This window comes from Prevotella lacticifex (assembly GCF_019973375.1).
Classification (GTDB): domain Bacteria; phylum Bacteroidota; class Bacteroidia; order Bacteroidales; family Bacteroidaceae; genus Prevotella; species Prevotella lacticifex.
Genome location: NZ_BPTV01000002.1, coordinates 262,919 through 281,447, shown reverse-complemented (window position 1 = coordinate 281,447; position 18,529 = coordinate 262,919). Strand labels below are relative to the sequence as shown.

Annotated in this window: 15 protein-coding genes; 3 read left to right on the top strand and 12 right to left on the bottom strand. The window is 50.9% G+C overall.

All coding sequences use genetic code 11. The features are described from left to right. Positions 1–12: 12 nt before the first annotated feature. The 3 genes from LDN30_RS11595 to LDN30_RS11585 form a co-directional block, all read right to left on the bottom strand. Positions 13–2,106: a bifunctional DNA primase/helicase gene (locus tag LDN30_RS11595; RefSeq protein WP_223929910.1), complete on the bottom strand. Its 2,094-nt coding sequence runs from the start codon at positions 2,104–2,106 to the stop codon at positions 13–15. After that, entirely contained in the window at positions 2,106–2,552 is a 447-nt protein-coding gene (locus tag LDN30_RS11590) for a helix-turn-helix transcriptional regulator (RefSeq protein ID WP_223927768.1), read from the bottom strand. The genes LDN30_RS11595 and LDN30_RS11590 overlap by 1 nt, the downstream gene beginning before the upstream one ends. A 102-nt stretch (positions 2,553–2,654) precedes the next feature. Further along, the gene (locus tag LDN30_RS11585; protein ID WP_223927770.1) at positions 2,655–3,170 is read right to left on the bottom strand and encodes a hypothetical protein; all 516 of its coding nucleotides are present in this window, start codon (positions 3,168–3,170) and stop codon (positions 2,655–2,657) included. Positions 3,171–3,846: 676 nt separating this feature from the next. Between LDN30_RS11585 and LDN30_RS11580 the strand changes: the two genes are divergently transcribed. The 3 genes from LDN30_RS11580 to LDN30_RS11570 all read left to right on the top strand — a co-directional run bounded on the left by LDN30_RS11580 (position 3,847) and on the right by LDN30_RS11570 (position 9,618). Continuing rightward, positions 3,847–5,136, top strand: coding sequence for an IS1380 family transposase (locus LDN30_RS11580; RefSeq protein WP_223927772.1), 1,290 nt, complete (start codon positions 3,847–3,849; stop codon positions 5,134–5,136). Positions 5,137–5,327: 191 nt separating this feature from the next. Beyond that, positions 5,328–8,579 carry a DNA primase gene (locus LDN30_RS11575; RefSeq protein WP_223927774.1) on the top strand — a complete coding sequence of 1,084 codons (3,252 nt, stop codon included), beginning with the start codon at positions 5,328–5,330 and terminating at the stop codon, positions 8,577–8,579. A 499-nt stretch (positions 8,580–9,078) separates the two neighbouring features. Beyond that, a complete protein-coding gene (locus tag LDN30_RS11570; protein ID WP_223927775.1) occupies positions 9,079–9,618 on the top strand; it encodes a DUF2589 domain-containing protein in 540 nt (179 codons plus the stop codon). A gap of 176 nt (positions 9,619–9,794) precedes the next feature. Here the strand turns inward: LDN30_RS11570 and LDN30_RS11565 are convergent, their stop codons facing one another. The 9 genes from LDN30_RS11565 to LDN30_RS11525 form a co-directional block, all read right to left on the bottom strand. Continuing rightward, positions 9,795–11,543, bottom strand: a complete 1,749-nt coding sequence (locus LDN30_RS11565; protein WP_223929585.1) for a M15 family metallopeptidase — start codon at positions 11,541–11,543, stop codon at positions 9,795–9,797. Positions 11,544–11,545: 2 nt separating this feature from the next. Then, complete coding sequence (gene preA / locus LDN30_RS11560) at positions 11,546–13,018, bottom strand: NAD-dependent dihydropyrimidine dehydrogenase subunit PreA (protein ID WP_223929584.1); 1,473 nt, start codon at positions 13,016–13,018, stop codon at positions 11,546–11,548. 24 nt (positions 13,019–13,042) lie between these two features. After that, positions 13,043–13,534 carry a cupin domain-containing protein gene (locus LDN30_RS11555; RefSeq protein WP_223929583.1) on the bottom strand — a complete coding sequence of 164 codons (492 nt, stop codon included), beginning with the start codon at positions 13,532–13,534 and terminating at the stop codon, positions 13,043–13,045. Next, entirely contained in the window at positions 13,531–14,733 is a 1,203-nt protein-coding gene (locus tag LDN30_RS11550) for a glycoside hydrolase family 3 protein (protein WP_223927782.1), read from the bottom strand. The genes LDN30_RS11555 and LDN30_RS11550 overlap by 4 nt, the downstream gene beginning before the upstream one ends. After that, the gene (locus LDN30_RS11545; protein WP_223927784.1) at positions 14,730–15,527 is read right to left on the bottom strand and encodes a M15 family metallopeptidase; all 798 of its coding nucleotides are present in this window, start codon (positions 15,525–15,527) and stop codon (positions 14,730–14,732) included. Before LDN30_RS11545 ends, LDN30_RS11550 begins: the two co-directional genes overlap by 4 nt. 8 nt (positions 15,528–15,535) lie before the next feature. Continuing rightward, the gene (locus tag LDN30_RS11540; RefSeq protein WP_223927786.1) at positions 15,536–16,117 is read right to left on the bottom strand and encodes a xanthine phosphoribosyltransferase; all 582 of its coding nucleotides are present in this window, start codon (positions 16,115–16,117) and stop codon (positions 15,536–15,538) included. A gap of 80 nt (positions 16,118–16,197) precedes the next feature. Then, the gene (locus tag LDN30_RS11535) at positions 16,198–16,659 is read right to left on the bottom strand and encodes a hypothetical protein (RefSeq protein ID WP_223927788.1); all 462 of its coding nucleotides are present in this window, start codon (positions 16,657–16,659) and stop codon (positions 16,198–16,200) included. 48 nt (positions 16,660–16,707) lie between these two features. Further along, a complete protein-coding gene (locus LDN30_RS11530; protein WP_223927790.1) occupies positions 16,708–17,154 on the bottom strand; it encodes a hypothetical protein in 447 nt (148 codons plus the stop codon). Positions 17,155–17,184: 30 nt separating this feature from the next. Beyond that, positions 17,185–18,261: a peptidase associated/transthyretin-like domain-containing protein gene (locus LDN30_RS11525; protein ID WP_223927791.1), complete on the bottom strand. Its 1,077-nt coding sequence runs from the start codon at positions 18,259–18,261 to the stop codon at positions 17,185–17,187. Positions 18,262–18,529 lie beyond the last annotated feature (268 nt).

The following is an 18,529-nucleotide window of genomic DNA, read 5'->3' as shown; positions in this document are numbered from 1 at the left end:
CTTTGTCCTGGCTCAAGACATCTTGAGCTGGTAGGATTGGTCAGCCAGTTGCTCTATGATTGCTTTTTCCCTCATGTAACGGATATATTCCTTGGCAGTCCTGGGCTGCACCTCCATAGCGTCTACAATAGCCTTCACCATATCTCTATAGGCCAGCTTGTCCGCCTTCTCATAGATACTGATAGCAAGATTTCTGAGGTCAGCCGTCTTCTGCTTCTCCTTGTCTTCCTTGGACTTAGTCCCCATATAGACAAACATATCCTCTTTCTTGTCCCACCCGAAAGACATCATCGGGATGTCCAGTGGACTGCCGTCGCGAACCTTGATGCACTTGACCACTGAGTACGCAGGATTGGTGTCCTTCTCAATAGAGAGAATGCCCGCGGCTTTACGCTGCAGCTCCGAGCCTATATGACCTCTGAGCTTTACCCCGTTCGGCACGAAGTGCAGCACACAGATGATACAAGTGCGGTAGAATCCGGCAAGGCGGTACAGTTCGTCCACCACTTCAATACTTTCCAGCTCATCGTTGGCCGAGCGGACCAAATCAGCCACGCCATCAATGACCACGAGTTGTATGCCCTCATGCTCGTTGAAGTTCAATTCAAGACAAGAACGGATAGCCTCCAGCCTCTCCTTTCGCGACATTGCCGTCATATGATAGGCATGGAAAAAATCCGGCTTCGTCTCAATGTAAGCCCTACGAATAGTCTTCTTTACATTCTTATACAGCTGCTGTTCCGACTGTTCTGTATCAAAAAGCAGCACAGCCTTCTTCTTCGGATTTCCAGTAATGGTCATTCCGAGTGTCCGTTCACAGTCAAGCGGCTTACTTACCAAAGATCCGGATATTATAGCAGATATGAAATTACTTTTACCAACCCCTTCTCCACCGGTCAGACAAAAGAGGTTGTCACATGAGCCTATGGGGACTTCATTCACCATCACGACAGCATGTGATTCTGAAGGCGGATTGGTAAAGTCAAGCTCGCACGATCTATAGAGAGCTGCGTCTTTCTTGCAAGACTGCTTCAGAAGATTGAATAGCAGTTTATTGAGTTCTTCCGTTTTGTGGCCATTGGCATAAAAGTCGGATATGTCCTTATCTGTCTTACTACCTGACAGTGGAAGCTCAAGCCTTTTGACCTTGTATGCGGCAAGTTCTTCCATTCGTTTCTTCGAACTCTCTATACCTGTTGCATCCATGTCATAGAGCAGAATGATATGCTTGAACCGACGTGAAAGATTCTTCATTATATTGTCAGGGATATCCGCTGTCTCGCTGTTGAAGCACAGTGCATGGAAGCCGTGCGCAGCAAGTGTCATCACGTCCTTCTCACCTCCGGTAATGAAGATGACATGCGCTCTTGACGGAAGCTGTCCCAAACCAAACACGTAGCAAGAGTCAGCAGACCGTGCATAGAGAAAGCGCAGCTTGCTGGACGGGCGATAAACCTTGACCGCATCATCAACGGTCTTGTAGACAAACATTGGTTCTGTAAGCGTTGAACAGATTGTATATCCCTTGCCTTCCGCATTTGTACCACTGTAGCTTTTACCGCTTCTTACATGAAAACGCTCCAATACAGATTGCGTTATTCCATATTTCTGCCAGTATTCAAGTTCCTGTGTGCTGAAATCCTTATAAGCTATTTTTGCCTTGAAGGTGGAGCTGGGCTTGTCTGCTTTCTCAGTCTTTTCATTCTTTATCGTAGCTGCATTGGCATGAAGTGATGTTAACTGTGGTTGTGCTACAGATTGCTTGTTCTGTAGCCATCTTGTATCGTTCCCCTGATCGCCAAATGGTATGTAGAGGTTCATGTCCTCATTGATTTTCCGAAGAACCTTCATGAAGTCCCGTCTGGTGTCCCAGCCATTCAACAAGGCAACGAACCAAAAACAGTCTCCGGAGTACTCTGTAGAGCCGAAGTCCTTGAGCAGGTAGCAGCCTTTCTGCGAGTTGAAATATACATAGCATGACGCCTTGGTATCCGTATACAAGGGGTTCTTAAAGCGGCGTTTAGGCGCAAAGGGAGTGTTGATGTAGTGATGGAATACATCCAGTCCCTGACGAGTCTTTTCAAGAATCATATCCCGTATGTTCATCATGGCTTATGAAGATAAGATGGTAACGAGATATTCTTGAAATTGCTTACTTTGAGCAAGTAGTCTTCCATTCTTTCCAAAGCATCGATGTTGCTGAAACCCTTGCAAGTGGCTTTGCCGGATCTGATGGCCTCGTATAAATCCGAATATGGATAGACCACATGATTAGAAGAGAGATAGCGAAATTTGACCTTTTTGTCAGACCGCCAACGGGTTAGTGTAGAGGAAGAAATGCCGAGTATGGTCATCACGTCCTTGGATCCCATTTCAATGTTGGCGCTTTTAAGAAAGCTGTTGAAATCCAGAACACCAGGAGGTGCATGAGGTGGCTCTACCCCATCTATCTCCATACTCTCATCAAGGTTGTTGATCTCTTTAGTCAACTCTCTAATGTACGCATCGTTCTGATACAGGTGCTGCACAATCGCAGCCAGCAAAAGTTTCATAACACGTTCTTTTTTTGATTTGAATTGATAAAATTAATTTTAGATATTTATTTTTAGATCTCTCAATTTTTTCAGTCTTTCTCTTACAATGAATATCCAGTGTTATTTAGTTGCCCATAGAGCTATTTCCTTCCTGAATCTTTTCATTTTGTCAAGTAATTCTTTGTTGTCCTCTCCTTTTTTTGCAGCAGCAGCGTCCAATACAGATATTAACTGGAATGCCTCTTCGGAATATGGCTGTGGTTTTCCTTCTATTCCCAGGAACTTCAATAAGAAGTCTGATAAGTTATTATTATTTTTATTAGAAGGGAGTTTCCAAAATTTATTTTTCTTGTAGCCGTATTTAGAAAGGAACAAGTTAAGTTCCGTGGTATCTGGAACCTCAATAATTATGATCCGCTTACCTAAAGCTTCTACACATTTTTCAAAAGTGTCCAAATTTGAGTTAGTACTACCTGCCAATATCTTCCGGACATTGGAAACATGAATGTCTGATATTTCTCCGACCTTACTAACAATAGTAGGTTCGCCGGAAAATGCGGACTTCTCGTATACCAAAAAGATGGCACCTTTAGTGGTCTTTCTGTCTTTCAGTGTATTATAATCTATTGATTTCATGTTGCAAATTTGGGAAAAAATGTTTGTAGAGCAATGCAACATAATACTTTGTGAAAGTAATAAAATACTTTGCATTTTTATTCACGCTATGTATTAATCATTGAATCAGCAAGTTAAATAACCTGTTAAAACAAATTAAATATATTATTGAAGTTTTTAATGTAAAGAATTATCGTAGTTAACAATGCTAATTTGACGAATTTAAATACTAACAAACGAGGTAAATAATACTACAAATTAAAATAAATGTTGCATTGTTTATTTGAGAATATTATAATAATCCTTTTTTCAGAAACACATTCTATAACTGTGGAAAAAGATGGTAGTATTGGACTAAGTGGATATTTATACAATATTTTTTACGCTTTGATATAATTCAACCTTGAGCGTATAAAAAACGATGATTTTCTATTATATGACGGCCCAAGGGGGATTGTCCGTGGCGGACGGATGCCGCTGCCTAACCAAAGAACTTGATATGATAGCGTGCTAAAACTATTTTTCCTCAAATCCGCAACCACCCTCAAAAAATGAAATAGAACCTAAATTCCGCAGCACTTTAGTTTAAATTTCTTTATAAGTTCTTGAGCAACAAAAAGTTGCTCAGGATTTGGCTATGTCAAATTTTTCACTTACCTTAGTGCTGCAAATCAAGACAAGCAAAATCATCAATGACATGGCAAAAGTACAACAAAGATCTGAGAAAATCACTGCTTTTGGCGGAATATTTTTCGTTTTGGACAAATTTGACTCTATTCTGTCCTCTGTGATAGACTCACACTTAGGACTTCGCAGCACTCTGATTGGCTATCAGTACAGCGAGATTATACGTGCGATCTTTTCCGTGTTCTGCTGTGGCGGCGACTGCATGGAAGACCTCAACCTATATCTGAAGGACGTGCTTACCGAGCGTCCGCATACGCGTGTTCCAAGTGCAGACACGGTGCTGCGCGGCATAGAAGAACTGGCAACGGAGGACATATCATACACGGTAGAAAAGACGGGCAACGTCTATGATTTCAACACGGCTGAGAAACTGAACCAACTGCTCATCAAGCTGTTGCTGGCCACAGGTCAGCTCGCGGAGGGAGGCGAGTACGACGTGGACTTCGACCACCAGTTCCTTGAGGCGGACAAGTATGACAGCAAGCGGACCTACAAGGGCTTTAACGGCTACAGCCCCGGCGTGTTCACCATCGGCGGGCTGATTGCCTATCTTGAGAACCGTGACGGCAACGCGAACGTGCGCTTCATGCAGGCAGAGACTCACCGGCGTTTCTTCGAGATGATGAGGTCGTTCGGCATTCATGTCAGGAGCTTCCGTGCTGACTGCGGCTCCTATAGCGAAGACATTGTGAAGATGGTCATGGAGCATACTGACAAGTTCTACATCCGTGCCGAGCGGTATGCAGGTCTGTACGAGAAGGTGAAGCGGCAGACAGGCTGGACTACGGTGGAGATAGGATTCCAGCAGTACGACGTGCAGTCGTTCCCCTTCGAGAGTTTCGAGGACGCAAAGCATTGCCGCCTCGTCGTGCAGCGGCAGCGTAAGCAGAATGGCGAGCAACTTGACCTCTTCGACGGTGAGTACACATACCGCTGCATACTGACCAACGACTGGGATATGACAGACGAGGAGATCATACAACACTACAACAAGCGGGGCTCAGCAGAACAGGTATTTGACCGCCAGAACAACGACTTCGGATGGGCACACCTGCCGAAGTCATTCATGAACCAGAACACCGTGTTCCTGCTTATCACCGCCATGGCTGCAAACTTCTACCGATACATCGTGGCATTGCCCCTCATGGCTGTTCTCTTTGGAATCAAGGCCACAGACAGAGTCAAAAGTTTCCTGTTCAGATTCATCGCTGTGCCTGCCAAGTGGATTAAAACGGCAAGACAATACAAACTCAACATCTACTCAGAAAAGCCATACGACTTGATTTGGGAGCACGGATAGATTAACATTCTTCATTGATGCTTAGGTCAAAGCCTCTCGACCTTACGGGGTAAGGGGAAGGTGTCTGCATACAAGTCAAGTTCAAGCGTTTCTAAGCCCAGAGTCAGACAGAATCGTCATAAGCAAGGACTAAATCAGACAATCGAAAAATTATCTGCGGATTTTAGGTAATACAAAAGTGATTTTCTATTATGATTGATAAGAAATACATAGACAAGGTTCTTGACGAGGTTGATCTGGCAGAAGTGGTGTCTGACTATGGTGTCAAGCTTCAGCTCAGAGGCCATACCGCAAAAGGATGCTGCCCTTTCCATCAGGAGGACATACCCTCGTTCCACATTGACACGGCCAAGAACCTATACCACTGTTTCGGATGTGGCAAGGGTGGCAACGTCATCAACTTTGTGATGGAACAGGACGGTCTCACTTTTCCCCTTGCTGTCAAGAAACTGCTGAAGGAGAAATTGCATATTGACTTGTCTGACTCAGATCTCCAGTCCACACCCGAAGAGGAAGAGCGATACAAGAAACTGGAGTCCATGCGCATTATCAATGAAAGGCTTTGCGCATTCTTCTGCCAGGAAATAGGGAAGGAAACACCAGATGCCAAGTCAGCAAATGCATATATGCTCAGCAGATGGAACGAAGAGTATTGCAAGGAGAAGCATATCGGCTATGCTCCTGACAATTGGACATCCGTTATCGACTATGCAAAGAAAGAAGGCCTTAGTTTGGAACTGATGCAGGAAATGGGCATTCTGAAACTGAGTGAGAATACACACTCCGTCTACTGCGTCTATCGTAACCGCATCATGATTCCCATCCGTGACAGATATTCCCATATCGAGGGATTCACGGCAAGGGCGATAGACGACAAGTCGGATTGTAAGTATCTCAATTCTGCCGACAGCGATTTGTATTGCAAGTCCCGTTCCATCTTTGGAATCGACACTGCCATCAAGAAAGCACGGGGAGACAGAAAGCTTTACTTAGTAGAGGGGGCACCTGATGTGATGAAGCTACAGTCAGTTGGTATCTTCAATGCCATAGCCTCCCTTGGTGGCTCATGGACAGTCAATCAGTTCCAGAAACTGAAAGACTATCGTTTACAGGATTGCACGCTCTGCTTTATCCCAGACTCAGATATTCCGAAAGACAAGGAAGAACTCGGTGCAGGCTTTTGTAACGTTATCCATAATGGAGCCCTCGCCATGCGCCAAGGCTTCACCGTCAGCGTCAAGGAGATTCCCAATGACCTCAGCGTAGAACAGCCTAAGAAGATAGACCCTGATGAGTTCTTCACTGACAAAGCCGATCTTGCCAAGTTGGAGGAACGCGAGTTCCTATTATGGGCATTTGAGAAACGGTTCAACAAGAACGGTACGACGGAGGAGAAGCAGAAAGCCATTGACGAAACTTGTAAATTGCTTCTCTGTATCAAGGATGAAACCATTCAGGAGCGGTACATCACTGCTCTTGCGAGGATTGACGGTAACAAGACCATCTGGCGTCAGGCTCTCAATACCGCCATGAAGAAACGACAGAAGCAACTCTCCGAGAAGAACAACGAGGGCGACATTGACATGCTCCGTTCTTTTGGCTTTACCGTCCAGCATGGCTGTTATTATGGCTATAACCAGAAGGGAGAGGAGAAGCAATGGTCTAACTTCACTCTGAAGCCCCTGTTCCATGTCAAGGATGATATTCATCCCATCCGCTTGTTCGAGATATGCAACTCCGACGGACAAAAAGAGATTATCGAGCTGAATATGGAGGAATTCACCTCTTCCAAGAAACTGCGTCAGAAACTTGTCGGTATCGGCAACTATACATGGCTGGCAGATGACTCTTCACAAATCCAACTGATGCGCTATCTGGCCAAGGTGTCTGAAACCGCCGTGGAAATCAAACAACTTGGTTGGCAACAGCAGGGCTTTTACTGTTTCTGCAATGGTGCCTTGGAAGATGGTGTCTGGCATCCTGTAGATGACAAAGGCATCGTCAGGCTGGAGAAACGCAACTATTATCTTCCCGCCATGTCGCAGATTTACAAGGACTCTACGGAACTGTATTCCAATGAACGCAAATTCCGCCACCAGACCTATTCCAATATTTCCTTACACGACTATTTCTCCAAGATAGTCGATGTGTTTGGCGATAATGCGGTTATCAGCCTCTGCTTCTATATGGCTACGCTCTTCAAGGATGTCTATAAGCAGAAGTCCCCTTCTTTCCCTATCCTCAACATCTTTGGCCCAAAGGGTTCTGGTAAGACCGAACTGGCTGAGACAATGATGGCTTTCTTCGTCGTGGGTAACGAGCCTCAGAATATTGAGACGGCCACCATTCCCGCACTGGCTGATGCCGTAGCCAGCGTCAGCAATGCCCTTGTCCATATCGACGAATACAAGAACGGTATCGACACCAAGAAGATTGAATGGCTCAAAGACCTCTGGGCATGCATCGGGCGCAGTCGTATGAACATGGACAAGGATAAGAAACGCGAACAGGCCAGGGTGGACTCTGGCATCATCCTCACAGGTCAGGAGATGCCGACTGCCGACATAGCCTTGTTTACACGACTCATCTTCCTGGCCTACGACCGCGACCACCACAACCAGCAGGAGCGTGAACGCTTTGCTGAGTTGACGCAGCTGCGAATGTATGGTGCTACGCACATCACCATCCAACTCGTGAGTCTGCGCGACAAGTTCACGGAGCGATTCGAACTCGCCTGGGAAAAGGCAAAGACTGATGTCACCTTACATCCCAAGTGGAATCCAGAACTGAAAGACCGTATTGAGAACAACTGGCTTGTTCCCCTATCGGCATACCTTGCCCTACAAGGAAGCATCGAATTCCCGTTCACCTATAACCATCTGCTCGACCTCTGTATGGACGGACTGATCCGGCAGAACAAGCTGTGCAACCGCTCTGACGAAGTCTCGAACTTCTGGAGCCTTATTAGCTGTGCGCAGCAGAAGGGCGAACTCATTAACGAGAAGGATTATCTCATTAAGTCAAAGAGCCGACTGAAGACCAACAAAATGAGGGACGGCTATGAGTTTGGTGAGCCTCGTCAGATTCTGATGCTCAGGAAGAATACGGCATTCAATGTCTATCAGAAGATAGGTCGTGAAATGAACATCAGTACCCTGTCCAATGAGTCCATTGAGTATTATCTCCAGATTTCTCCGGAGTATCTGGGCGTGGCAACCTCTGCTGAGCGGTTCAAACGCATCAACTCCAACGGCCAGCCTGTGCAGAACTATGTGTTGGAGGGTGGAAAGCCCAAGTGCAAGATCATCACCGAGCAGGACCGCCCTCTCTGCTTTTGCTATACCGATGTTTGCGAGCATTACGGCATCAACCTGAGTACATTCCTCAGTGACTCACTTGATGACGAACCCACCGAAACAAAACAAGAAGAACTGCCGTTTTAAGCAATCCTCATGTCGCACTTGTCGCAACTTGCGCACAACTGATTTACAGGCACTTAGCAACCGTACCGCTTGTAGCATCGCCCTCGCATGCTGTCGCACTATAAGCCCAGACATATCGTTCTGTAGCTCTATTGTAGCTGTAATTATGGGTAGATATGATTGATACAACATCTCTTGCTCCCTATTAATCACTGGTTCTGATGATGGCGACAGGTGCGACAACCTGCGACATGCATCCTATCCCCTTCATGTAACCACACCCGGCACTCATGTAAACCATTCTTCGCCATTGCCAAATTCTGCTTACTTTTGCCGTGCATTTCCGAAAAGGGGTGCAACTGTAAGATTGCAAACGGCAGAAGCTGAAAAGCCGTCGGATGAAGGACAATGACCTCACGCATACCATTATATTAAGACGCGTCGGTATGGCATTGTGGCTAGGACTCCTAAACCTTGAAACAGAGTAAGCATAACAATTTAAAAAAACAAAAAAACTTTTATGGCAATAAGTAATGTTCCTGCAAATGTGGCAACCAGTGCCATGCAGGCAATTCCTTTCAGCAGTATGATTGGCGGCCCGCTGAAGGCGTGCATCGAGGCACAGGCTATGGCAGCCAAGACATCATGGGAATTTATCAAGGAAGTGGGACTGAACACTGACGAGAAAGGACAGAAGAGTGCCGTCATGGTGGCTTTCTCCTTCAACAAGGGAGGCCGCATGACCCAACTCAATGTACCTCTGCTCACCATCGTACCTATCCCCTACATCGCAATCAACAGCGTTGACATCAACTTCAAGGCCAACATCAACGCCTCTTCGTCAAGTGTCAGCGAGAACTCCTCGCACACCGAGTATTGTGGCGAAGTGGATGCGAAGGCAAAACTCAATCTTGGTCTGTTCTCTCTTGAGGCAAATCTGAAGGCCAACTATTCTACGAAGAAGGACTCAAAGGCAACCGAAGAGTCGAAGTATTCCTTGTCTTCGTACACGAAATATTCCGTGCCTTCAGTATCTTTTCTAATGCCGAGTTTCACTTGATAATATGGATAACGCTGGCGCGTTGATTCTACTGCCTGACGCAATAAATCGCCGTCAACAGGATCCCTCATCTTCAGTGTCATTCTGACTGTCCAGGACATCTGTTCTCCAGCCCAAGTCAAGTAGAATCTTTCAGAAAGCAGCTTTTTCCCTTTGTTATAGTTCATTACTGTGACTTATTCTTCTATTAACTCAAAATGCTGGAAGTCCTTGCACGAGGTCCAGTCGCCGCCCCACTCGAAGCCAGCTTCGGTGAAGAGGCGGAAACAGAGGTCGTCGTGGTCTATCTTGTAGAGGAAGTCCCACGAGCGGTCGCAATAGTCGGCGGCAGTGGCGGGCTGAATGAAGCGCGTGCCGTCGTCGCGGTCTTTATAATAAGGATTGTAGAGGGTGTTGATGTCGATGGCCAGTCCCCGGGCATGTTTCGACAACTTGCTGCTGCCTGCTATGGCACGATAGCAGAACGACGACGAGTTGTTGTCGCGCATCTGGGTCTCGTCGTCGGCATCATAGACATCGGGCAGGAGCATCCGCTGGATGGGGTACTTGGCATCGAAGAGTTGGCGGAAGATGGTGACCACGCGGTCGGCAATCTCCTTGTTTACTATCATCTCGCCTACGTGCATCTGGTTGTCGTAGTCCCAGTGCAGGGCACGGACGTGGCGCAGGTCGTCGCGTCCGATGTAGGGATTCTCCTTATAGGTCTTACCCTGCATCTGTGCCCACACGCCATCGGGGATAGGCTCGGCGGCGAAGCATTTGTCAATTCCGCCAAAGGCTTCGACGGCCTCCTGACTAACGGTGCGCCCTGCCTGCCACTCGGTGAGAGGCTTCGTATCGATGGGAAACGAAAAGTCGGTCTTCGTGACGCCCTCGCCGTAGATGGTCTTGAAGTCATCGCGCATGGAGATGACGTGGTAGCCGGCCTCACGCCACTGCTGGCCCAACTTGAGAGCCTTCTCGCGGTTGGCATGGTCGCGCTGGTCGTCGTCGGCAATGAGCATGAAGGCTGCCGACTTATACTTCGGGTTGCTGAGCGCATAGTTGTGCATGGCTGCGTCGCCGCCGCTGTTGCCGAACGACAGCACTGGCACCTTGCCAATCTCCTGGGCAATCTGCTTCACCTTGTTCGTCTTCAGGTTCTTGATGATGAGTTCGTCGGAGCGCAGGATGCTCTCCTCACGGCCCATCGTGTAGTTGACACCCTCTTCCGTACCCTGGGCGGAGGACACGAGCCTGACGTCCATACCGATGACGCGGTTGGAGGGGATGCCGATACCTTTCGTCAGTGCACGGCAGATGAAGCGGTCGGAGCCCGAGACCACGTAGCAGGTAAAGCCGTTGTCCTTCAGGTAGTCGAAGACTTCGAGCATCGGCTTATAGAAACTCTCACCATAGGTCATGCCTGAAAAGCCGTTGGCGGGCTGGGCGGCGTATGCCTTCACGTAGGCATCAAACTCGGCCAGCGTCATGCCGGCGTATGCCTTGGCTGCGGCCAGGGCGTGCCTCATGTCGAAGTGGTCGGGCAGTTTCTTGCCTGTGCGTACGAAGTCGCGTATCTCCTGTGCCGTCTCCATCACGTCTTTTGGGGCCTCATAGTCGGGGTCATCCAGCGCACGGTATTCCAGCAGGTTGTACTCGAAATATGTGGGATAGAGTTCGCCCACAAACGTGCCATCCATGTCGAACGTTGCGATGCGGTCTTCCTCTTTGATATAATTGGGTGAGTTGGCATTGGTAACGTCCTGTACATAGTCCTGCAGGGCAGTGAGTGCCTCGCACTGGTTCCACTGCGTGAAGTATTCCTTCGCCGCCGGAGTGACGACGGGGCTGTCATCGTCCTTCGAGCACGATGCCAACGTCGCCGTGGTGCCGCAGAGGATGAGGATGGCGGCGAGCATCCATAGTTTCTTTGTTTTGTTCATTGTTATTTCTTTTTGTTGATTCGTTTGGTCAGGCTGATGGCGCCCATCGGGCAGACAAGTCGGCAGAGGTGACAGCCTACGCATTTCGTGCCGACGATACAGGGCTGGCGGGTGTCGTGGTCGAAGGTGATGGCCTGGTGACCGCCATCCATGCACGACACATAGCAGCGACCGCAGCCGATGCAACGCTCACGGTCTATCTTAGGATATACGATAGTGTCGCGGTCGAGGTCGGAGGGTAGCACGAAATTCTTCAGCTCCGAACCCACGAGGTCATCGAGCCGTTCGATGCCATGCTTATGCATATAGGTCTGCAGTCCTAGCGTGAGGTCGTCGATGATGCGATAGCCGTACTCCATTACGGCAGTACACACCTGCACGTTGCGACAGCCCAGCTGGATAAACTCCAGAGCGTCGCGCCATGTCTCGATGCCGCCAATGCCGCTCAGTTGCACATTCTTCATAATCGGATTTTTCGCCATCTCGAGGATGTGGCGCAGGGCGATTGGTTTCACTGCACGACCAGAGTAGCCCGAAAGTGTCTGCTTGCCGCTGACCTCCGCCTCGTGGCTCATCGTCACGCTCTTGATGGTGTTGATGGCAGAAATAGCATTTGCACCGGCAAAGTAGGCCCCCACGGCAGGTTGGCTAATCTGCGTGATGTTGGGTGTCATCTTGGCGATGACAGGTATCTTCACGCTGCGCTTCACGTAGGCGGTATAGAAGGTTACCAGTTCTGGGTTCTGCCCCACATCGCTGCCCATGCCCGCAAGACGCATCTGCGGGCACGAGAAGTTCATCTCTACGGCATCGCAACCTGCGGCCTCGGCCATCTGTGCAAGCTCGGCCCACTCATCCTCGAACTGCCCCATGATGGAGGCCACGACCACCTTCGTGGGATAGTCGCGCTTCAGTCGTCGCAGAATGTCGAAGTCCATCTCGTAAGGATTCTCCGACAATTGCTCCATATTGCGGAACCCGGCAAAGCGCGCATCACTCTTCACGGCATCGAAGCGTGGCGACACCTCGCGGATTTCCTGCTTGCAGATAGTCTTGTAAAAGACACCCGCCCAACCGGCATCGAAGGCCCGTGCCACCATATCGTAGTTGGTACACACGGCTGAAGAGGCGAGGAAGAAGGGATTTTCGCACGCAATGCCGCAGAAGCTAATTGCAAGCGAGAGGTTGGCATCGTTTGTGGTGACGGCCTCCGTGCCGACCGCGTTCAGCATCTCACGGATACGGATAGGCCGGTCGTAATGAATACAGGCATCCTCTGCCCTCTGGAGGTCGGCATCGGTAGAGTTCGCCACAAAACGTAGGGCATACTTATCGTTGCCAAACCTGATAGAACGGATGGCCCGCGCCACATCGCCAGTCTCGCACGCTTTCGTGCAGGGAGCATCCTCGCACAGTAGGCAGTGTGCCGCCTCTTCATGAATATGTATCATAATCATTGGTCTTTTCTGTCTCATAATCATTGGACGTTAGGGTGCTGGTTACTCCAGCGGAATCTCCGGATGCTGCACGGCAAGGGGCAGACCCTCCTGCGAGAGATAGAACATGTAGAGGATGACGGGCTTCGTGCCGCGGTTCTCGCCGTGGTGGATGGTGTTCACCATCTCCACGACCACCTCGCCCTCGTGTACCGTATTCTCCCGGCCGTCCTGTCCGATGATGGTCAGCTCGCCCTGCACCAGTATGCCGTAGTTCATCACGGGGTGGTGGTGCCAGCCCAGTTTCTGTCCGGCGGGGAACTCATACTTCACAGCCACCAGCTCGGGCCGTCCCTGCAGATAGTCGGGCAGTTCCACGCCGTCCCAGCTCTGTGAGGTGCGAATCAGTTCCTCACTCTTCACCGCTGATGCGGGATTGTCGTTCTGGGCGTTAGCCTTGTCGCAGGCTGTCAAGCCAACTGTTGCGCCGCAGAAGACTATGGTGAGTACCAATGGTCGGATGGCGGCGAGCATCCATAGTTTCTTCTGGCTCATCTATTATCTTTTATTTGCTTTTTCATTTTCAGTATGCGGCGCACGCTCTGGTTGATGCGCTCCTCGGTGAGCGTGCCGTCCTCCACGGCCTTGATGACGGCATCGAAGGCACCAACGAAGTTCTGCGGGCCAAGCACGATGTCGGCACCGGCCAGCAGCGTACCCACGGCAGCCTCGGCATTGGTGTACTGCTGGGTAATGGCTCCCATCTCCATCGCGTCGGTGATGATGATGTTCCGATAGCCCAGTTCGCCACGTAACTTGTCCTGCAGGATGACCGACGACATCGTTGAGGGAATGTCAGAGCCTATCACGCGAGGCGCAGCAATGTGGGCCGTCATGATGAGCTGGCAGCCCCACTGGATGCCGGCCTTGAAGGTCGTCATCTCGCACGAGAGCATCTCGTCCCACGTCTTCAGGCTCTGCGCATAGCCGAAGTGCGTGTCGGCCTTGGTGTCGCCGTGGCCGGGGAAATGCTTGATGCAGCCCGTCACGCCGGCATCCTTCAGCCCCTGCAGATAGCTGACGACCATCGGCGCGGCCACCTCGGGATTGTCGCTGAAGGCACGGGCGCCGATGACGATGTTCTCAGGGTTGGTGTTCACGTCGGCCACGGGGGCGAAGTCGATGTCGAAGCCGTAGCGACGCAGATAGGTGCCGATGGTGTTGCCGCAGTGGTAGGCATTCTGCGCATCGCCCGTGGCACCGATGGCCGCCATCGACTCAAACTTCTCCACTGCGAAGTTCCCGTTGTTGGCGATGCGGGCCACGCGGCCTCCCTCCTCGTCGATGCAGAGCAGCGGCGAGCCGCTGAGGGTGCGTATCTGGGAGACGAAAGCCGTGAGTTGTGCCTCGTCCTCGATGTTGTGGGCATAGAGGATTACGCCGCCCACGGGGTATTTCTCGTTTACGCCGCGCATGGTCTCGTTGACGGCCTGCAACTTGATGGCCCTGATGTCGTCCGTACTGCCGTCGACGCTGCTGGGCTGGTTGAAGTGGATGGTGGTGTCGAGACACTCGGGGCGCACATAGAACAGTTGCCCCACCTTCTCGCGCAGCGTCATCTTTTGCAGTTGCGCCTCCACCTCGTCTGTCGGCACAACAGGATTGTCGCTTTCGTCCTTCGAACACGATGTGAATACACTTTCGCCGCAGAGGATGAGGATGGCGGCGAGCATCCATAGTTTCTTTAACTTCATTTGTTCAGTTGCTTAACTGGGAATGTGAAATAGGTGTCGGGGAAGGGCTCGTCCTTCAGCGTGAAGTGCCACCACTCGGTGTCGAGGGGCTTGAAGCCGTGGGCGAGCATGGCGCGGCGCAGAATCATGCGGTTCTTGAACTGCTGCTCGGTGATGCTGCTCTTCGGCGTGGCGGACGATTTCGAGTTTTCGCCTGTGTATTCGCCCGTCTCGGGATTGCCGCAGAAGTCTGGGTGGCTCTCGGGGCCGAACCAGTCGAAGGTGCCGCCCATGTCGAGTTCCTTCTCAGTTGCCATGTCGAAAAGCGTCAAGTCAACAGTGGAGCCCCGCGTGTGGCCGCTCTTCTCCATGATGTACTCCTGCTCGAAGAGCACGCTCTTGTCGAGGTTGGGGTAGAAGTAGGGCTTCATCTCCGTAGCTGTGAGGTCAGCGGCCCAGCGCACGAAGTGGTCCACGCCCTTCTGCGGACGGTAGGCATCGTAGATTTTCAGGCGGTAGCCCTGCTGTCGCACGTCGTCGCTCACCTCCTTCAGTGCTGCTGCGGCCTGCTTGGTAAGCAGGGCCGTGGGCTCCTCGTAGCCGTCGATGCGCTGGCCCACGAAGTTGTACGTGCCGTAGTAGCGTATTTCTAAGATAGCATCGGGCACCACGTCGGTCAGGGTTACAAACTGGCTGCTGTCATCCGTCGGACTGACCACAGGGTTATCGTCCTCGCTGCCGCAGCAGGTGATCACACATACGCCGCAAATAATTACGAGGATGGCGGCGAGCATCCATAATTTCATTTGATTCATATCTGTTTTTATTGTTGACGGAAACGGATGGCTTGCGTTTCGGGATCCATGGATTCTACGATAGCGATGGACTCCAGATGGTAACCCTCGCTGCGCAGTATGCGCCCGCCCTGCTGTTGGCCTTTTTCGATGGCGATGCCGATGCCAACCACCTCAGCGGCGGCCTGATGCACGATGTCGATGAGGGCGTGGACGGCCTGACCGTCGGCCAGGAAATCATCGACGATGAGGATGCGCTCCCCAGCGTGCAGGTAGGGCCGCGAGATGAACACCTGATTCATCCGCTTGTGGGTGAACGAGTAAGCCTCAGACACATACTTGTCGTCGGTGCTGTTGGCCGTCTCGCCTTTCTTGGCAAACACCACGGGCACGCCGCAGAGGTCGCCCAGCAGGGTGGCGATGGTGATGCCACTGGCCTCGATGGTGACCACCTTGTCAATGCGCTCACCCTCGAAGCGCCGTTTCAGTTCGTGGGCTATCTGGCGTATCACGTTGATGTCTATCTGATGGTTCAGAAAATTGTCAACTTTCAGGATGTCGCCCGCCTTGACCACACCGTCTGCCATAATCTTTTCTTCCAAGAAGTTCATAATCCGTTATCTTTAATTCTGGCTGCAAAATTACTAAAAATTCCCCATACTCAGGCGACTATGGGGAATTTTTAATGATGCTAATATGAACGCGCGAACATCACCTCGCAGGTCCTGTTCAAGTCGTAGAAGAAGAGAGTACACGTCATGCTTCCTGTTCCGAACTCGATGTTCGACAGACGGAAGAACTTGTTGCCATCGCTGTCGGTGGCCTCTATGGCCTTGTTCTTCCCGTCAACGGTGTAAGTGCCGCTCTTGTTCACCTCTGTCGCATCACCATCTCGTCCAACTGAGCGATGGGCGGTAAATGTGCGGCCAGAGGCTTTGAGGTTCATGTCGAACCACAGGTCCCAGTCGGTCTCGTACTTATCCACGTATTCGCCATTCACTTTCACGCGGTCGAGCGACCACTTGCTATCGAGCATGTTGCGCATGACCCATGCGTCCCAGTCTTCGCCGTCCTCGGCATCGGAACAGCTCACGAAACTAGCAGGCAGCACGACTGCCAGCATCATCATTAAAAATGCTAATTCCTTTCTCATCTTATACATGATATGATTAGTAATGCTTCTTCAATGCTTGGATGGCCGTTAGCTGCGAGGCGCTGAGGGCGGGAAGTTGTTGACGTCGGGTTTGATGCCGCTGGTGCGCCGGAAGGGGTACTGCTGGCCGTCGATGGTCAGGGTGAGCGTCGTGTCGGTCAGTTTATAGGTGAACTTCTTGCCGCCGAAGTGCACGGTGCCGGTGGTGCCATCGATGAGGTAGGTGTCGGTCGATGGATACAAGTACCAAAGGCCGTCGGCCACGGAGCGGGCGTAGATGTCGATGCCCTTCTCGCTGCCGTCGGAATAGGTGGTCACATCGAGTGCCACGGCATCGATGTTCTTGTAGTCGAGCCACTGGCCTTCGTAAAGCCACTGGCCCGCAGGCCACTTGTTCAGTTGGTTATCGTCATCGTCGCTGCCGCACGATGTCAGCACGATTGCACTCATTGCAGTCATCATGGCGACTGCGGCCAATACAAAAATCTTTCTCATTATTCTGCGTTTTACTTGAATCAATTAACCTTACTTTCCCCACTGGCTCTTCAGTTTGCCGATGGCTTGGAGCGTGGCGGGCGAGAGGGAGGGGATGTGGTGCTGGCGCTCGTACTCGGCCAGTTGGTCGAGGGTCATCGACTCGCCGTACTCCTTCTTGATGGCCTTCTTGCGAGCGTTCCACTCCTCCTTGTCCATATAGTAGTGGTCGGTGGCGTAGGTCTCGACGAAGAATTTCACGTGACCCTTCTTGTCGTTGTACTCCCAGTGGTTGGAGTCCATCAGGAAGTTCTCAACGCCAGTAGTCCGCTCTTCGTTCTCTTTCCAGGCTATGACGAACTGGTACTCATAGCCCATTTCCTGGCGTTTTTCCAGTAGTTTTGTCTCGCCCTTCACCTCGTTAGCATACATCTGCTCCTTGCCTGCATCGAGGGTCATGCGCACCTGTCCATTGTTGCGGGTGAGGTAGCCGATGACACCCTTTGCGTTGCTGTAGGTGGAGCGTGATGGACTGTTCACCGTGGTCGACATGAAATATCTGTCTTTCATCTTCTGTTCCACCACGTCAAGAGGAAAGGTTGTAATCATTCCTGCATGATACACCTGTGCCCTGGCACCCCATGTGGTAGAGGCACCCCAGTTGGCGCAGTATTCGGCACGGGCCTGATAGTAACTGCCGTGCTCCAGTTTCTTCTTCTGCACGTTGTAGGCATTGGGCATGATGCCGCTCATGAAGTAGCAGAGCGAGTCGTTGCGATAGACATAAACGCGATAGAGGGCCTCAACGTAGATGTAGGGCTTGGGCTTGACCACCACCTCGGTGAGGCTGTAGTCCAAGTCTTCCATCGTCACCTTTCCATCGACGAGCGAGGCCACGGTGACCATCTGCGGCTTGTAGGCCACGTGGGTCAGGGCCACCTTCGCATTGCCCTTCACGTCGCTGAGCGCACCGCTCAGGTCGGTGGTGCCGATAAGGGTTCCGTCCTCGGTCAACACGCTCACCAGCGGGATGCCGTGACCGTCGGCATCCACCACCTCAATCTTCTGCGCCACGGCGCTCATTGCAGTCATCATGGCGACTGCAACCATCATTAAAATCTTTCTCATTTTTCTTTCCATTATGAACTAAAACATGGAATAAATTCCTTTGTCTCATTTCTTGGATGCTTCGGGCGGTAAATCGTTCACGTCGAACCTGATGCTGCTGGCGCACTGGAAAGAATTCCGTCTGCCGCCGATGACCAGAATGGATGTCGGTGGCGCGTCGGCTCGCCCGAAATCCCCGATTGCTTACCTTTTGCTCCGTCGGGCAGCCCGACTGACTGCCGAAGCGATTCTTTTTGGTCCGTCCGATGCTCGGATCGCGGCCAGCATC

What these genes read in the sequence shown, in the direction of transcription:
- LDN30_RS11595 (WP_223929910.1), bottom strand. Translation starts at nt 2,106, where the DNA reads ATGAACATACGGGATATGATTCTTGAAAAGACTCGTCAGGGACTGGAT.
- LDN30_RS11590 (WP_223927768.1), bottom strand. Translation starts at nt 2,552, where the DNA reads ATGAAACTTTTGCTGGCTGCGATTGTGCAGCACCTGTATCAGAACGAT.
- LDN30_RS11585 (WP_223927770.1), bottom strand. Translation starts at nt 3,170, where the DNA reads ATGAAATCAATAGATTATAATACACTGAAAGACAGAAAGACCACTAAA.
- LDN30_RS11580 (WP_223927772.1), top strand. Translation starts at nt 3,847, where the DNA reads ATGGCAAAAGTACAACAAAGATCTGAGAAAATCACTGCTTTTGGCGGA.
- LDN30_RS11575 (WP_223927774.1), top strand. Translation starts at nt 5,328, where the DNA reads ATGATTGATAAGAAATACATAGACAAGGTTCTTGACGAGGTTGATCTG.
- LDN30_RS11570 (WP_223927775.1), top strand. Translation starts at nt 9,079, where the DNA reads ATGGCAATAAGTAATGTTCCTGCAAATGTGGCAACCAGTGCCATGCAG.
- LDN30_RS11565 (WP_223929585.1), bottom strand. Translation starts at nt 11,543, where the DNA reads ATGAACAAAACAAAGAAACTATGGATGCTCGCCGCCATCCTCATCCTC.
- preA (WP_223929584.1), bottom strand. Translation starts at nt 13,018, where the DNA reads ATGAGACAGAAAAGACCAATGATTATGATACATATTCATGAAGAGGCG.
- LDN30_RS11555 (WP_223929583.1), bottom strand. Translation starts at nt 13,534, where the DNA reads ATGAGCCAGAAGAAACTATGGATGCTCGCCGCCATCCGACCATTGGTA.
- LDN30_RS11550 (WP_223927782.1), bottom strand. Translation starts at nt 14,733, where the DNA reads ATGAAGTTAAAGAAACTATGGATGCTCGCCGCCATCCTCATCCTCTGC.
- LDN30_RS11545 (WP_223927784.1), bottom strand. Translation starts at nt 15,527, where the DNA reads ATGAATCAAATGAAATTATGGATGCTCGCCGCCATCCTCGTAATTATT.
- LDN30_RS11540 (WP_223927786.1), bottom strand. Translation starts at nt 16,117, where the DNA reads ATGAACTTCTTGGAAGAAAAGATTATGGCAGACGGTGTGGTCAAGGCG.
- LDN30_RS11535 (WP_223927788.1), bottom strand. Translation starts at nt 16,659, where the DNA reads ATGAGAAAGGAATTAGCATTTTTAATGATGATGCTGGCAGTCGTGCTG.
- LDN30_RS11530 (WP_223927790.1), bottom strand. Translation starts at nt 17,154, where the DNA reads ATGAGAAAGATTTTTGTATTGGCCGCAGTCGCCATGATGACTGCAATG.
- LDN30_RS11525 (WP_223927791.1), bottom strand. Translation starts at nt 18,261, where the DNA reads ATGAGAAAGATTTTAATGATGGTTGCAGTCGCCATGATGACTGCAATG.